A 14,261-nucleotide genomic window follows, 5' to 3' on the forward strand; every position below is an offset into this window, starting at 1 on the left:
ACGGGTATCGCTACGCGTCCTCCTTCAACATGTCCGCGCACTTCTCGCCGATCGCCATCGTCGTGATGCACGGATTGACGCTCACCAGATCCGGCATCACCGAACCGTCCGCCACCCGCAGCCCCTCCACGCCCTTGACCCGGAGCCGTGCGTCGAGTGGGGCCGTCGGGTCGTCGTCGGCGCCCATCTTCACCGTGCAGGACGGGTGGTAGACGGTGTTGTGGGTCTTGTGGATGTAGTCGAGGAGCTCGTCGTCGGTCCGGACGTCCGGACCGGGGGCCAGCTCCGCGCCCGCCCAGCCGCTCAGCGCGGGCTGCTCGGCGATTCGCCGGGCGAGGCGCAGCCCGAACGTCATCACCCGCGCATCGTGCTCATGCGTGAAGTACCGCGGATCCACCTTCGGCTTGTCCCGGTAGTCGCGGGTCCGCAGCCGTACCGTGCCACGCGACTTCGCGCGCGTCACGTTCGGCGTGAGGCAGAACGCGTTCTCCGACGTCGGATAGCCCCACCGTGCCGTGTTCATGTCGAACGGGACGGACCCGTAGTGGAACATCAGGTCAGGCCGGTCCAGGCCCGGTTCGGTGTCGTAGAAGATGCCCGCCTCCCACCACTGGCTGGACGTGGTGGTCATGGGCTGCTTGGCGTCCCACATGATGACGCCCTCGGGGTGGTCCTGGAGGTTCTCGCCGACGCCCGCCGAGTCGACCACCACGTCCACGCCGAACTCGCGCAGGTGAGCGGCCGGTCCGATGCCCGACAGCATCAGCAGCTTGGGCGTGTCGATGGCGCCGCAGGAGACGATGACCTCCCGCCGGGCCCGTACCGTCCGGGTGTGGATGAGGTCCGGGTCGAGGTACTCGGCGCCCACGCAGCGCCGGCCCTCCAGCACCAGCTTCTTGGCCCGTACCCCCGTCCGCACCTCCAGGTTCGGCCGCTTGCCCAGGACCGGGTGCAGATAGGCGACGGACGACGACTGACGGATGTTGTTCTCGTCGGAGTTGATCTGGAACCAGTTGGCGCCCCGGATCACCGTCTTGCCGGTGTTGAAACCCGTGGTGGGAATGTCTGCCTGCGCGCAGGCCTCCAACAGCGCCGTGCCGCACGGGTCTTCGCTCTTCAGCGTGCGGAGTTTCACCGGACCCGTGCGGCCGTGGTGCTTCCCGGGAGCATCGTTGTTCTCCAGCCGCTGGTAGAGCGGGAAGAGGTCGGCGGCGCTCCAGCCCGTACAGCCTGCCGCGGCCCAGTCGTCGAGGTCCTCGGCCGGGGCCCAGAAGGCGATACAGGAGTTGTGCGAGGAGCAACCGCCGAGCACCTTCGCTCTGGCGTGCCGCATGAAGCTGTTGCCGCTGGGCTGGGGTTCGACGGGGTAGTCCCAGTCGTAGCCGGACTCCAGCAGCCCCATCCAGCGTTCCAGCTTCAGGACGTCGTCGTCGCCGACATCGCTGGGACCTGCTTCCAGGACGCAGACGGTGACGGACGGGTCCTGGGACAGCCGGGCCGCCACCACATTGCCCGCGGTGCCGCCGCCGACCACGACGTAGTCGAACTCATCGATACTCATGGGGAGTTGACCTCCTTGACAGCCTTCTTGCGGAATTTCAGTCGGCCGCCGGGGCGGCGTAGGGCCCGGTCGCCGGTGCGGAGCCCAGCTGGTGTTCGGCGAGCACGCCCGTCTTGCTCCGCTGGATGAACCAGTAGTAGGCGAAGCCGCCGCCCATGATCACGCCGACGAACAGCACCGCGCCCCACTGGAGGTACCAGTGGAAGGGGGCGGTGGCGTTGTAGACGGCCGCCCGCGGCCAGAGCAGGTTGATGGTCATGCCCAGGCCCCACAGCACGGCCAGGATGTTGACGAGCAGCCCCCAGCGGCCGAGCGAGAACTTGCCGTCGCCCGCGGGCTGCCACTGGCCCCGCAGCCGCGCCACCAGCAACGGCACGGTGACGCCCAGGTAGGCGAGGTAGATCATGATGATGCCGATGCTGGTGACGACCGTGAAGATCTGCGGCTGGCGGATGTTCACGACCAGGATCGCCAGCGCGAGGATGCCGATGATCACTGCCGGGAGCACCGGTGTCTTGAAGCGCGGGCTCACCTTCGCCAGCTTCGAGGACGCGGGCAGGTTGTTGTCCCGGGCCATGGCGAACGTCAGCCGGATCGCCGCCGTGTGCACGGCCAGCGCGCACACCGTCACCGCGATCATCACGCACCACAGCATCGCCTTGCCCGCCGTCGGGCCGAGCACATCGAGCACGATGTACTGAAGACCGTCCGTGGACAGCTGCTCGCCCTTCAGGCTGGAGACGCTCATCAGCGCGAACAGCAGGATCAGACCGCCCAGGATGAACGAGGCGACGATTGCCCGGATGATGGCGCGCGGCGCGTTCCGGGACGGGTCCAGGGACTCCTCGCCGAGCGAGGCGGCCGTGTCGAAGCCGTACATGACGTACGCCGAGGCCAGCGAGGCCACCAGGAAGGCGCCGAGATACCCGGTGCCGTAGCCGGCACCCGTGCCGTTGGTGTCCATGACCACCTGCGGGCCACGGGTGATGTGCACGGCGAACAGGATGATGAGTACGACGGTGGCGACCAGCTCGATGAAGACGCCCGCCGAGTTGATCGTGGCCATCAGCTTGACGCCGAAGGCGTTCACCAGCGTGGTGAACAGGATCAACACCGCGGCCAGGATGACCGCGTTGGTCGCCACGTCGTACTTGCCCGTGCCGTCACCGACGATCTGGAACACGTCGGAGATCTGCGGCAGCGTCAGCTGATAGGCGAGTGCCACGGCCGCGATCGACACGATCGAGGCGACCAGCATCGTCCAGCCGGCCAGCCAGCCCAGGTGCGGATTGCCTATCTTCTTCGACCAGTTGTAGACGGAGCCCGCGACCGGATAGCGGGCGGCCAGCTCGGCGAAACAGAGGGCGACCATGAACTGGCCGACGAAGACCATCGGCCACGACCACCAGTAGGCGGGGCCGCCGCTGCCGTATCCGAAATAGAAGAGCTGGAAGGTGCCGGTGAGGATGGAGATGTAGCTGATGCCGGCGGCGAAGGTGTGGAAGTTGCCGAGGGTGCGCTTGAGTTCGGGTTTGTATCCGAATTCGGCCAGTTCGGCGTCGTCGTGCTCGCCGGCCGGCTGTTGAGTTGTGGTCATGAGCGGACTCCTGGTGGGCAGGGGAACGGGGAGAGCGGCTCCTGCGGGTGCCTGGATCAAGGACGGGTGATGAGCCTGCTGCTACCCGGGAGTCAGGCGAACCACCCCTGTGGCGTGGGGTTTGTGTTGCGCCAGATGTGCTTTGGCTCGCGGTACTCTGCCAGGCCCGCCGGCCCGAGTTCGCGTCCGAATCCGGATTGCTTGAAACCGCCCCACTCCGCCTGCGGGACATACGGGTGGAAGTCGTTGATCCAGACCGTGCCGATCCGCAGTCGCGCCGCGACCCGGGCGGCCCTGGCCTCGTCGCTGGTCCAGACGGCGCCTGCCAGGCCGTAGATCGTGTCGTTGGCGAGCCGTACCGCCTCGTCCTCGCTGCTGAACCGCTCGACCGTCAGCACCGGTCCGAAGGACTCGTCCTGCACCACCGACATCCCGCCCGTGCACTCGTCCAGCACGGTGGGCCGGTAGTAGAAGCCCTTGTCGAAGTCCGGACCGTCGGGGCGGGTGCCGCCGCAGCGCAGGACCGCGCCCTCCTCCAGGCCCTTGGCGACATAGGCCTCGATCTTGGCAAGGTGGGCGGCGGAGATCAGCGGTCCGGTCTGGGCCCGTTCGTCGAAGGGGCCCCCGAGCCGGATCTCCGAGGCCCGGCGTACCACCTCGTCGACGAACCGGTCGTGCAGCGAGTCCTCCACCAGCAGGCGTGCGCCCGCCGAGCAGACCTGACCGGAGTGCAGGAACACCGCGGTCAGTGCCATGTCCACGGCTGTGTCGAAGTCGGCGTCCGCGAAGACGATGTTGGGGTTCTTGCCGCCGAGCTCCAGTGCCACCTTCTTCACGGTCCCGGCCGCGGCCGCCATCAGCCGGCGGCCGGTCTGGAGTCCGCCGGTGAAGGAGACGAGGTCCACGTCCGGGTGGTCGCCGAGCGGGGCGCCCGCCTCGGGACCGGCGCCCAGGACCAGGTTGGCGACGCCCGCGGGTACGCCCGCCTCCTCCAGCAGCCGCATCAGATGGATCGCGGTGTGCGGGGTCAGCTCGCTGGGCTTGAGGATGAAGGTGTTGCCGGCGGCGAGCGCCGGGGCGACCTTCCAGGCGGTCTGGAGGAGCGGGTAGTTCCAGGGCGTGATCAGCGCGCAGACGCCGACCGGTTCGTACACGACCCGGCTGTCCACGCCCTCCGTGCCCGTGTCGACGACCCGCCCCGTCTCGCTCGCGACCGTCCGGCCGAAGTAGCGGAAGCAGTTCGCGATGTCGTCGATGTCGTACTCGCTCTCGACCAGCCGCTTGCCGGTGTCCAGGGACTCGGCGCGGGCGAGCGCGTCCTTGTCCCGCAGCAGCAGGTCGGCGACCCGAAGCAGCAGGTCACCGCGCTGGTCGGAGGGTGTGTGCGGCCAGGGCCCGTCGTCGAAGGCACGGCGGGCGGCGGCTATCGCCTCGACGGTGTCCTTGCCGCCGGCCTCGTCCACCACCCCGACGAGTGAGCCGTCCGCCGGACAGCGGATCTCGCGGGTGCGCTCGTCGACCGCGCTCCGCCACTCGCCGTCAATGAACAGATCCGGCATGGCCGCCTCCCAGACGCTGAAGGACCCACTCGTGGAAGATCCCGATGTGGTGCTCGTTCGGAACCAGCACACCACCCTTCCGGTACGCTCGCGACGCCATCGCCGGTTGTGTCCGTTCACAGGCCGCAAAGTCCTGCTCGTTCACCCGGTGGAACAGCTCCACCGACCTCGACACGTCCGCCCCCGACTCGACGACCTCCGGGGCGTACAGCCAGTCGCACTCGACGATCGTGCGGTCCTCGGCCATCGGGAACATGCGGTGCAGGATCACATGGTCCGGGACGAGGTTGATGAAGACCGTCGGTTTCACCGTGATGGCGTAGTAGCGCCTGTCCTGGTCGTCGGAGATGTGCGGCAGCTTGCCGAAGCCTTCGCTGCCGTCGACCGTGAAGCCCTTGACCTCCTCGCCGAACTCGGCGCCGTGACCCACGTAGTACTGGGCCGCATAGCCGTCCGCGAACTCCGGCAGGACGTCGGTGAGCTCGGGGTGGATGGTCGCGCAGTGGTAGCACTCCATGAAGTTCTCGACGATCAGTTTCCAGTTCGCCCGCACGTCATAGGTGATGCGTTTGCCGAGCGCGAGGTTCTCCGTGCCGTAGTGCTCGATCGCCGCGACGTCGCCCAGCCGTTCCACGGCGGCACCCATCACCGTCTCCTCGAAGGAGGGCGGTTCCTCGGCCAGACACACCCAGGCGTAGCCGAGCCATTCCCGCAGGGCCACCTTGATCAGGCCGTACTCCACCCGGTCGACGTCCGGCATCTTGATCAGGTTCGGTGCGGCGACAAGCTTGCCGTCGAGGTCGTACGTCCATGCGTGGTACGGGCACTGGAGGGTGCGCCGGATCTCGCCGGACTCCTCCATGCACAGCCGGGCCCCGCGGTGGCGGCACACGTTGAGAAAGGCACGCAGCTCGCCCTTGCGGGTCCGGGTGATGATCACGTTCTCGCCGCCGACCTGGACGGTGCGGAAGGCGCCGGGCCCGGCCAGATCGGCGCTGCGGACGGCGCAGAACCACATCGACTCGAAGAGGTGCTGCTGTTCCTGCCGGAAGATCTCCGGGTCGGTGTAGTAGTGGCCCGGCAGCGTCGTGATGAGGCTGGGGGTGATGGGGGTCGTCGTCACGAGGGTGCTCCTCAGGCGGGCGCGGCGGCGAGGCGGGCGGGGTCGAACAGGCCGATGGGGTGCTCGGTGGTGCCGGTCAGGGCCAGGTCGGCGAGGATCTCCCCGACCACGGGCACGAACTTGAAGCCGTGCCCGGAGAAGCCGCAGGCCACGGTGACGGACTCCGGGTACTCGGGATGGCGGGCGATCACGAAGTGCTCGTCCGCGGTGGTGGAGTACATGCAGGTCGCGGCCTTGAGGAAGGTGCCGGGCAGATCGGGGATGCAGCCGGCCATGTGGTCGGCCATCGCCCGGATCTCGTCCTCGTGGACGATCCGGTCGATGGTCTCCGGGGTGGTGACCGTGCCCTTGCGGAAGAAGGCGACCTTCGCGCCGAGCTCGGGGCCGTCGATGGCCGGGAAGCCATAGACCTGGACGCCGGCGGTGTCCTCCCAGATGTAGATCGGGTGGCTGGCGGGGAGGAAGGGCGTGACACCGTTCCTGGGCTGGAACCAGTACATGACCTGTCGCTCGATCGTGAACGGCACGCCGAGATCGGTGAGCAGCTGCGGCGCCCACGCGCCCGGGCAGATCACCAGTTGGCTCGCGGTGTAGGTGTTCTCGGCGGTGTGCACGCGGACGCCGTCCCGGTAAGGCTCCCAGCGCGTCATCGGCTCCTCGAAGTGCAGGTCGGCGCCCTGCCGTGTGGCCAGTTGGAGATGGGCGGCGACCATGTTCTCGGGCCGCACCAGACCGGCCTTCGTCTCGTACAGCGCGATCTCGTCGTCCTTCGGCGTGAGCGTCGGGAAGCGGCGGCGGATCTCCTTCGCGTCCAGCATCTCGTGCGGCAGGTCCCACTGGAGGGCCGAGCGCAGCGAGCCGGAGACGGCCAGCGAGTCGGGCGGGCCGACCATGACGCCCCCGCACAGGGTGGCGATGTCCCGGCCGGTGGCCTGCTCCAGGTCGTCGTACAGCTCATAGGCGCGCAGCAGCAGAGGCACGTACGCCGGGTCCTCGAAGTACGACTGCCGGGTGATCCGTGAGCCGCCGTGGCTGGAGCCGCGGTTGTGCACGGGGCCGAACTTCTCCAGGCCGAGGACGCGGACGCCGCGCGCGGAGAGATGGTGGGCGGCGGCACTGCCCATGCCGCCGAGACCGATGACGATGACGTCATACGTGGGGGACATGCGCGTCTCCTAACGGCGGATGCGGGTCATCTTGGGGTCGAACAGCGGCTCTTCGGCGACGGTCGCCGGGACCTTCTCGCCGAAGTACTCGATGTGGACGGCCGCTCCGGTGGCCAGCACCGGCAGCCAGGCGTAGGCGATGCAACGGCCGAGGGTGTACCCGTACGACGCGCTGGTCACGTAGCCGGCGGGGACGCCGTCGACGTGGACGGGCTCCTTGCCGAGCACGACGGCGGCCGGGTCGTCGAGGAGGAGGGGGGTGAGCCTGCGGGTGATGTCCTGGGCCTCGATCGCCTCGCGGCCCACGAACACCTTGTCCCTGCGCACCGCGAAGCCGACGCCGGCCTCGTACGGGTTGTGCTCGTCGGTCATGTCGGTGCCCCAGGCGCGGTACCCCTTCTCCAGGCGCAGCGAGTTGAAGGCCGAGCGCCCGGCCGCGATGACGCCGTGCTCCCGGCCCGCCTCCCACAGGGTGTCCCAGAGCCTGAGCCCCAGGTCGGCGGTGGTGTACAGCTCCCAGCCGAGCTCACCGACGTACGACAGGCGCATGGCCGTCACCGGGACATGGCCGATGTACGTCTCCTTCGCGCGGAAGTAGCCGAAGGCCTCGTGCGAGAAGTCGTCGCGGGTGAGCGGCTGGACGAGGTCACGGGCGAGGGGGCCCCAGACCCCGATGCAGCAGGTGCCGGAGGTGATGTCCTTGATGTGTACGTCCCCGGGTGCGTGCCTGAGCAGCCAGTCCAGGTCGGCGGGGGAGTTGGCGCCCACCTGGAAGCGGTCGGGGGCGAGCCGGGCCACGGTCAGGTCGGAGCGGATGCCGCCCTTCTCGTCGAGGAGAAGGGTGTAGGTGACCGCGCCGGGCTTCTTGCGGAGGTTGTTGGTGGTCATGCGGTGCAGGAAGTCGAGGGCGCCGGGGCCGGTGACCTCCAGCCGGCGCAGCGGTGTCATGTCGTACAGGGCGACCTTTTCGCGCGTCGCCTTCGCTTCCGCCGCCGCGATGGGGGACCAGAAGCGGGCCGACCACGCGTCACGTTCGGGGAGTTCGAGTCCGTCGGCCAGCGGCGCGTTCGCCTCGTACCAGTGCGGGCGCTCCCAGCCGCCGCCCTCCAGGAAGAACGCGCCGAGCTGCTGCTGGCGGGCGTAGAAGGGGCTGACGCGCAGCGGGCGGGGCTGCTCCATCGGCTGAAGCGGGTGCAGGACGTCGTACACCTCGACGAACTGCTGTGAACCGCGTTCCCGGACGTACGACGGTGAGCGCTGCGCCTCCTCGAAACGTGTGAGGTCGCACTCGTGCAGGTCGATGGAGGGCCGCCCGTCGACCATCCACTCGGCGACCGCCCTGGCCACACCGGCCGAGTGGGTGACCCAGACCGCCTCCGCCAGCCAGAAGCCTCTGACGGCGCGGGACTCGCCGAGGACCGGCATGCCGTCCGGGGTGAAGGAGAAGACGCCGTTGAAGCCCTCCTCGATCTCCGTGTCCCGCAGCGCGGGCAGCAGCCATCGGCAGTCGTCCCAGCTCGGCGCCCAGTCCTCCTCGGTGAAGGGGTAGGAGGAAGGCATGTCCATGTCCTGCGCGCGGGCCTCGTCGTACGGCAGGATCGCGTACGCGTCGACCGGCATCGGCTTGTGGGCGTAGGAGCCGATGCCGATGCGGTCGGTGTGCTCGCGGAAGTAGAGGTCGCGGTCCTGGAAGCGGAGGATGGGCTTCGATGCCTCCGCCTCGGCGTCCTGGAGTTCGGGCAGTCGCTTCGTCCGCGCGTACTGGTGGGCGAGCGGCTGCAGCGGTACGTCCACTCCGGCCATACGGCCGATCACCGGGCCCCAGAAACCGGCGGCGGAGACGACATGGTCGGCGGGGAAGGTGCCCTGATCGGTGACCACGCCGGTGACGCGGCCGTTCTCCTGCTCGATCCCGGTGACCGTGTGGCGGTCCAGGAAGCGGGCGCCCCTTTCGGTGGCCCGTGCCATCTGGGCGCGGGCCGCGAGCAGGGCGCGGGCCAGGCCGTCGTCGGGGGTGTGGAAGCCGCCGAGGACCACCGACTCGTCGATGAGCGGCCACAGTTCCTTGCAGCGCGCGGCGGTGACCACCTCGCCGCGGATACCCCAGGAGGCGGCGTAACCGGCCTTGCGGTGCAGGTCGGCGAGGCGTTCGGGGGTCGTGGCCAGCTCCAGGCCGCCCACCTGGTTGAAGCAGGAGACGCCGTCGACTTCCAGCGAGCCGAACTTCTCGACCGTGTACTTCGCGAACTCGGCGAGCGTCTTGGACGGGCTGGTCTGGAAGACGAGGCCGGGCGCGTGCGAGGTCGAGCCGCCGGGCGCGGGCAGCGGGCCCTGTTCGAGGACGGTGACATCGGTCCAGCCGCGGGCGGTCAACTCGTCGGCGAGCGAGCAGCCGACGATGCCGGCGCCTACGACGACCACGCGGGGGGACTGGTTTTCGGGCGTGCTGGACATGCCCCTCCTTGCCGGGGTGGGGGTGAACGCGCTCAAGGGTTGAATGCGTTCGGGGGGGTGAACCCGCTCAGGGGGTGAACTCGCCTAGGGCGTGGGGACGTTCGGCCGTTCGGCGGCGATCGTCGTGTCCTGGCCGTGCCCGGTGTGGACGACCGTGTCGGCGGGCAGCGTGAGCAGTCGGTTGCGGATGGAGGCCTCGATGGTCGGGCGGTCCGAGTAGGAGCGGCCGGTGGCGCCGGGGCCGCCGTGGAAGAGGGTGTCGCCGGTGAAGACCGCGTTGAGGAACGGGGCGTAGAGGGAGCAACTGCCCCAGGTGTGGCCGGGGTTGTGGATGACCTGTAGTTCGATCCCGGCGACCGTGAGGATCCGGCCGTCGGTGAGTTCGCCGTCCGGTTTGCGGGCGGGGTACGTGTGGGACCAGAGCTCGAAGTCGTCGGAGTGCAGGAGCACGGGCGCGCCGGTCAGGACGGAGAGCGCGGCGGCCGCGTCGATGTGGTCGTCGTGGGCGTGGGTGCAGACGATGGCGGTGACGTGGCGGCCGGCCACGGCCTCGTGGATCGTACGGGCGTCATGGGCGGCGTCGACGATCAGCACCTCCTCGTCATCGCCCACGAGCCAGACGTTGTTGTCGACGTCGAAGGTGTCGCCGTCGAGGCTGAAGGTGCCCTCGGTGACGACCCGGTCCACGCGGACGCCGCTCACAGGACCACCACCGAGCGGAGCACCTCGCCGTGGTGCATCTTGGCGAACGCCCGCTCCACCTGGTCGAGCGCGATGGTCTCCGTGACGAAGGCGTTGAGGTCGAGCAGCCCGTACAGGTACTGGTCGATGAGGAACGGGAAGTCGCGGCTCGGCAGACAGTCGCCGTACCACGACGACTTGATCGCGCCGCCGCGCGAGAACACGTCGATCAGGGGGAGTTCGACCTTCATCTCGGGGGAGGGGACGCCGACCTGGACCAGCGTGCCCGCGTGGTCACGCATGTAGAAGGCCTGCTTGAAGGTCTCCGGGCGGCCCACGGCGTCGATCGCGATGTCCACGCCGAAGCCGTCGGTGAGCTCACGGACCGCCTCGACCGCGTCCGTGCCACGGGAGTTGACGGTGTGCGTGGCGCCGAACCTCTCGGCCTGGTCGAGCTTCTTGTCGTCGATGTCGATGGCGATGACCTTCATGGCGCCGTTGAGACAGGCGCCCGCGATCGCCGCGTTGCCGACGCCACCGCAGCCGATGACGGCCACCGAGTCGCCGCGGCCGACCTTCCCGGTGTTGACGGCGGCGCCGTAACCGGCCATCACCCCGCAACCGATGAGCCCCGCCGCCTCGGGGCGGGCAGCCGGGTTGATCTTCACGGCCTGGCCCGCCGCGACCAGGGTCTTCTCGGTGAAGGCGCCGATACCGAGGGCAGGGGAGAGCGGGGTGCCGTCGAGCAGCGTCATCGGCTGGGCGGCGTTGCGGGAGTCGAAGCAGTACCAAGGCCGGCCCCGGTGACACGAGCGGCAGGAGCCGCAGGGAGCGCGCCAGGCGAGGACCACATAGTCGCCGGGCTCCAGGTCGGTCACGCCGGCGCCGACCGCCTCGATCGTGCCGGCCGCCTCATGGCCCAGCAGAAACGGGAACCCGTCGGTGATCGCGCCCTCGCGGTAGTGCAGATCCGTGTGGCACACCCCGCAGGCCTGCACGTTCACCAGCACCTCACCGGGCCCCGGATCGGGGACCACGATCGTCTGCACCTCGACCGGTGCGCCCTTCTTCACAGCGACTACGGCACGGACCTCGTGTGGCACGACCTAGCTCCTCTGCTGTTGCGCAATACACGATGGGTTGCGCGATGAGGAACATAGTGAGAACGCCGTCAGGGGGCCGTCAAGAGGTACGAGTTAACCCTTGGCAAAAGGAACGGGGCGGACGAAATCTGCCGGACACACAGCAGGGCGGGACCAGGAGTGTCCTGGTCCCGCCCTGCCTCGATCGTCTACGCGGGCTCCGTCAGAAGCCGTATCCCATACGGCGGGACAGATCGGCCCCCGCTGCCACGGTGCGCTTGGCCAGCTCCGGCAACCGATCGCTGCTCAGCCGGTACACCGGCCCCGACACGCTGATCGCCGCGATCACCTTGCCATCGTGCGCCCGGACCGGCGCGGCCGCCGCCGCCAGGCCCAGCTCCAGCTCCTCGACGGCCACGCAGAACCCCTGCTCGACCGAGGCCTCCAACTCGACCCGCAGCGCGGAGGTGCCGGTGATCGTGCGGTCGGTGAAACGCGGGAGCGAGCGGGCCAGCAGGCCCTCGCGCAGGGTGGGCGGCAGGTGTGCGAGCAGCACCTTGCCGCTGGACGTGGCGTGCAGCGGGGTGCGGCGGCCCAGCCAGTTCTGGGCCGTCACGGACGCGGTGCCGCGGGCCTGCATGATGTTGACCGCCGCGTCCTCGTCCAGGACCGCGATGTTGACCGTCTCGCCCAGTTCGTCGGCGAGTTCCCGGCAGACCGGAACGCCCTCCTGCGAGACGTCCAGACGCACTGCCGCCGCCCCCGCGAGGCGCAGTACGCCGGCGCCCAGGTAGTACTTGCCGCGGTCCTTGGCCTGGGCCACCAGGCCGCGGTTCTCCAGGACGCCGAGCAGCCGGAACGCGGTGGACTTGTGCACGTCCAGCTCGTCGGCGATCTCGGTGACGCCCGCCTCGCCGTGGCGGGCGAGGATCTCCAGCACGCTCACGGCGCGGTCCACCGACTGCACACCGCCCGCCCCGCCCCGACCGCTCTGCTTCTCAGTGATGTCGCTGCTCCCGGCGGTCTCCTCGGTACGGTCGGACTGCTTCTGCGTGCGGGTCATGGCTGAACTCTCACCACCTTGCGGCCCTGTTTGGGCCGCATCTGCGGGAAACCCTTGACGCGACGGTCGTCCCGCCCGGATTCTGTTGCGCATAGCGCTTGCTCATGCGCCATACGAAACTTCATGTTACCGAAGCGTCCGGTCCCCGTAAGGGGTCCGAACCGTTCGGACCCCGCGGGGTCCGGCGCCGCTGACCTCCTGACTGTCGGACCAACGAAGGTCCGCACTCCCTACCTGCCTGGACCAAGTCGGTCCGGACCCCAGTGTCCCGGACCGAGAGGGGGGCCCGTGATTCCCGTCTGCCGCCTCGAAGACATCCCCGAGGGCGAGTCCGTCCGTCTTGAGACGTCACCGCCCATCGCCGTGTTCCACACCGAAGACGGCGAGTTGTACGCCATCGACGACACCTGCACCCACCAGGACGCCTCGCTCTCCGAGGGCTGGCTGGAGGGCTGCCTGGTCGAATGCCCGCTGCACGCCGCTTCATTCGATCTCCGTACCGGCGAACCGACCTGCCTCCCGGCCCGCCGCGCCGTGCGCACCCACCGCGTCAGCGTCGACGACGGCGTGGTGCACGTCCACATCGCCGTGGAGGAGGGCACCGCCGCATGAACGCGCTGACACGGAGGGTCGTGGTGGCGGGGGTCGTGGGTGCCGAGAGTGCCTCGGGTGTCGTGGGTGTCGTGACTGTCGTGGGTGGAGAGAGGAGCCGCGCCGTATGAGGACCGTGACCGTCGTCGGTGCCTCGCTCTCCGGGCTGTACGCCGCCCGGGAACTGCGCGCCCAGGGGTTCGACGGGCGGCTGGTGATCGTCGGTGACGAGCCCCACCGTCCGTACGATCGGCCGCCGCTGTCCAAGGACTTTTTCACCGGCGCTGCCGACGAGGACCGTCTCGCTCTCACCGACGCCGAGGAGACCGCCGAACTCGACGCCGAGTGGCTTCTCGGCGTCCGTGCCCGAGGGCTCGACGCCCGCGGCCGCACCGTGCTGCTCGACGGCGGCCGGACGGTGTCCACCGACGGCGTCGTCATCGCCACCGGCGCCTCGGCCCGCCGTCTCCCGGGCGACGGCCTCGCCGGGGTGCACACCCTGCGTACCCTGGACGACGCCCGTGCCCTGCGCGCCGAACTCGGCAGCGGCCCACGCCGGGTCGTCGTCATCGGCGGCGGCTTCATCGGCGCCGAGACCGCGTCCTCGTGCGCCGGCCTCGGCCACACCGTCACCGTCGTCGAGGCCGCCCCGCTGCCTCTCGTGCCCCAACTCGGCGCCGAGATGGCCTCCGTGTGCGCCACGCTGCACCGGCGTGGCGGTGTCGACCTGGTCACCGGCACCGGTGTCGCAGGACTGCGCGGCACCGTCTCGGTCACCGGCGTGGAACTCTCCGACGGTCGTACCCTGCCCGCCGATGTGGTGATCGTCGGCATCGGCGCCGTCCCCAACACGGGCTGGCTGGCGGGCTCGACGCTCGCCCTGCACGACGGCGTCCTGTGCGACGACGGCTGTGCGACCGCGCTGCCGCAGGTGGTCGCCGTCGGCGATGTCGCCCGCGTCGGCGGATCCCGCGCCGAGCACTGGACGTCGGCTACGGAACAGCCGAAGGTCGCCGTGGCCAACCTGCTCGCCGGACGCACCGTGCAGAGCGTGCGGTCGGTGCCGTACTTCTGGTCCGACCAGTACAGCGCACGCATCCAGTTCGCCGGCCGGCGTCAGGCCGGGGACACGGTCCGCATCACCGAGGGCGAACTGGCCGACGGTGCACCGGCCGAGGGCGGCTTCCTGGCGCTGTACGAGCGGGACGGCCGCACGACCGCAGTGCTCTCAGTGGACCGGCCGCGCCCCTTCATGCGGGCGCGACGGGAACTCGTACGCGGGGAGCACCGGGCGCAGCCGGCTGCGCTGTGATCGTCGGCGTCTCGGGAGCGGTGCGGGTCACCATCGCCGGGTGGGGAGTGGCGCGGCTCGCCGTCGTCGGGG

The 14,261-nt window shown here is 69.6% G+C and carries 11 protein-coding genes; 2 read left to right on the top strand and 9 right to left on the bottom strand.

Annotation, left to right across the window (positions count from 1 at the left end):
* Nucleotides 1-10: 10 nt before the first annotated feature.
* The 9 genes from ACIHFB_RS38430 to ACIHFB_RS38470 form a co-directional block, all read right to left on the bottom strand.
* Nucleotides 11-1,561 carry a GMC family oxidoreductase gene (locus tag ACIHFB_RS38430; protein WP_400129324.1) on the bottom strand — a complete coding sequence of 517 codons (1,551 nt, stop codon included), beginning with the start codon at nucleotides 1,559-1,561 and terminating at the stop codon, nucleotides 11-13.
* A gap of 37 nt (nucleotides 1,562-1,598) precedes the next feature.
* Entirely contained in the window at nucleotides 1,599-3,158 is a 1,560-nt protein-coding gene (locus ACIHFB_RS38435) for an amino acid permease (RefSeq protein ID WP_365282636.1), read from the bottom strand.
* A 92-nt stretch (nucleotides 3,159-3,250) separates the two neighbouring features.
* Nucleotides 3,251-4,717: an aldehyde dehydrogenase family protein gene (locus tag ACIHFB_RS38440; protein ID WP_365282637.1), complete on the bottom strand. Its 1,467-nt coding sequence runs from the start codon at nucleotides 4,715-4,717 to the stop codon at nucleotides 3,251-3,253.
* A complete protein-coding gene (locus ACIHFB_RS38445; RefSeq protein WP_400129325.1) occupies nucleotides 4,698-5,840 on the bottom strand; it encodes an aromatic ring-hydroxylating dioxygenase subunit alpha in 1,143 nt (380 codons plus the stop codon). The genes ACIHFB_RS38440 and ACIHFB_RS38445 overlap by 20 nt, the downstream gene beginning before the upstream one ends.
* 11 nt (nucleotides 5,841-5,851) lie before the next feature.
* The gene (solA, locus tag ACIHFB_RS38450) at nucleotides 5,852-7,006 is read right to left on the bottom strand and encodes an N-methyl-L-tryptophan oxidase (RefSeq protein WP_400129326.1); all 1,155 of its coding nucleotides are present in this window, start codon (nucleotides 7,004-7,006) and stop codon (nucleotides 5,852-5,854) included.
* Between the two features lie 9 nt (nucleotides 7,007-7,015).
* Nucleotides 7,016-9,460: an FAD-dependent oxidoreductase gene (locus ACIHFB_RS38455; RefSeq protein ID WP_400129327.1), complete on the bottom strand. Its 2,445-nt coding sequence runs from the start codon at nucleotides 9,458-9,460 to the stop codon at nucleotides 7,016-7,018.
* An 84-nt stretch (nucleotides 9,461-9,544) separates the two neighbouring features.
* Nucleotides 9,545-10,162, bottom strand: a complete 618-nt coding sequence (locus ACIHFB_RS38460) for an MBL fold metallo-hydrolase (protein ID WP_400129328.1) — start codon at nucleotides 10,160-10,162, stop codon at nucleotides 9,545-9,547.
* Complete coding sequence (locus tag ACIHFB_RS38465; RefSeq protein ID WP_400129329.1) at nucleotides 10,159-11,244, bottom strand: S-(hydroxymethyl)mycothiol dehydrogenase; 1,086 nt, start codon at nucleotides 11,242-11,244, stop codon at nucleotides 10,159-10,161. Before ACIHFB_RS38465 ends, ACIHFB_RS38460 begins: the two co-directional genes overlap by 4 nt.
* Nucleotides 11,245-11,446: 202 nt before the next feature.
* Nucleotides 11,447-12,286, bottom strand: coding sequence for an IclR family transcriptional regulator (locus tag ACIHFB_RS38470; protein WP_365282643.1), 840 nt, complete (start codon nucleotides 12,284-12,286; stop codon nucleotides 11,447-11,449).
* A gap of 288 nt (nucleotides 12,287-12,574) precedes the next feature.
* On the opposite strand from ACIHFB_RS38470, the gene ACIHFB_RS38475 reads away from it, so the two are divergent.
* Entirely contained in the window at nucleotides 12,575-12,898 is a 324-nt protein-coding gene (locus ACIHFB_RS38475) for a bifunctional 3-phenylpropionate/cinnamic acid dioxygenase ferredoxin subunit (RefSeq protein WP_365282644.1), read from the top strand.
* Nucleotides 12,899-13,004: 106 nt separating this feature from the next.
* On the top strand, nucleotides 13,005-14,189 hold the full coding sequence (locus ACIHFB_RS38480; protein ID WP_400129330.1) for an NAD(P)/FAD-dependent oxidoreductase: 1,185 nt from the start codon (nucleotides 13,005-13,007) through the stop codon (nucleotides 14,187-14,189).
* The last annotated feature ends 72 nt before the right edge of the window (nucleotides 14,190-14,261 follow it).

Source organism: Streptomyces sp. NPDC051963 (assembly GCF_044593495.1).
In the GTDB taxonomy this organism is placed as follows: domain Bacteria; phylum Actinomycetota; class Actinomycetes; order Streptomycetales; family Streptomycetaceae; genus Streptomyces.

Bases quoted from the DNA above. Each gene is read 5' to 3' on its own strand.
- ACIHFB_RS38430 (WP_400129324.1), bottom strand. From the start codon at position 1,561: ATGAGTATCGATGAGTTCGACTACGTCGTGGTCGGCGGCGGCACCGCG.
- ACIHFB_RS38435 (WP_365282636.1), bottom strand. From the start codon at position 3,158: ATGACCACAACTCAACAGCCGGCCGGCGAGCACGACGACGCCGAACTG.
- ACIHFB_RS38440 (WP_365282637.1), bottom strand. From the start codon at position 4,717: ATGCCGGATCTGTTCATTGACGGCGAGTGGCGGAGCGCGGTCGACGAG.
- solA (WP_400129326.1), bottom strand. From the start codon at position 7,006: ATGTCCCCCACGTATGACGTCATCGTCATCGGTCTCGGCGGCATGGGC.
- ACIHFB_RS38455 (WP_400129327.1), bottom strand. From the start codon at position 9,460: ATGTCCAGCACGCCCGAAAACCAGTCCCCCCGCGTGGTCGTCGTAGGC.
- ACIHFB_RS38470 (WP_365282643.1), bottom strand. From the start codon at position 12,286: ATGACCCGCACGCAGAAGCAGTCCGACCGTACCGAGGAGACCGCCGGG.
- ACIHFB_RS38480 (WP_400129330.1), top strand. From the start codon at position 13,005: ATGAGGACCGTGACCGTCGTCGGTGCCTCGCTCTCCGGGCTGTACGCC.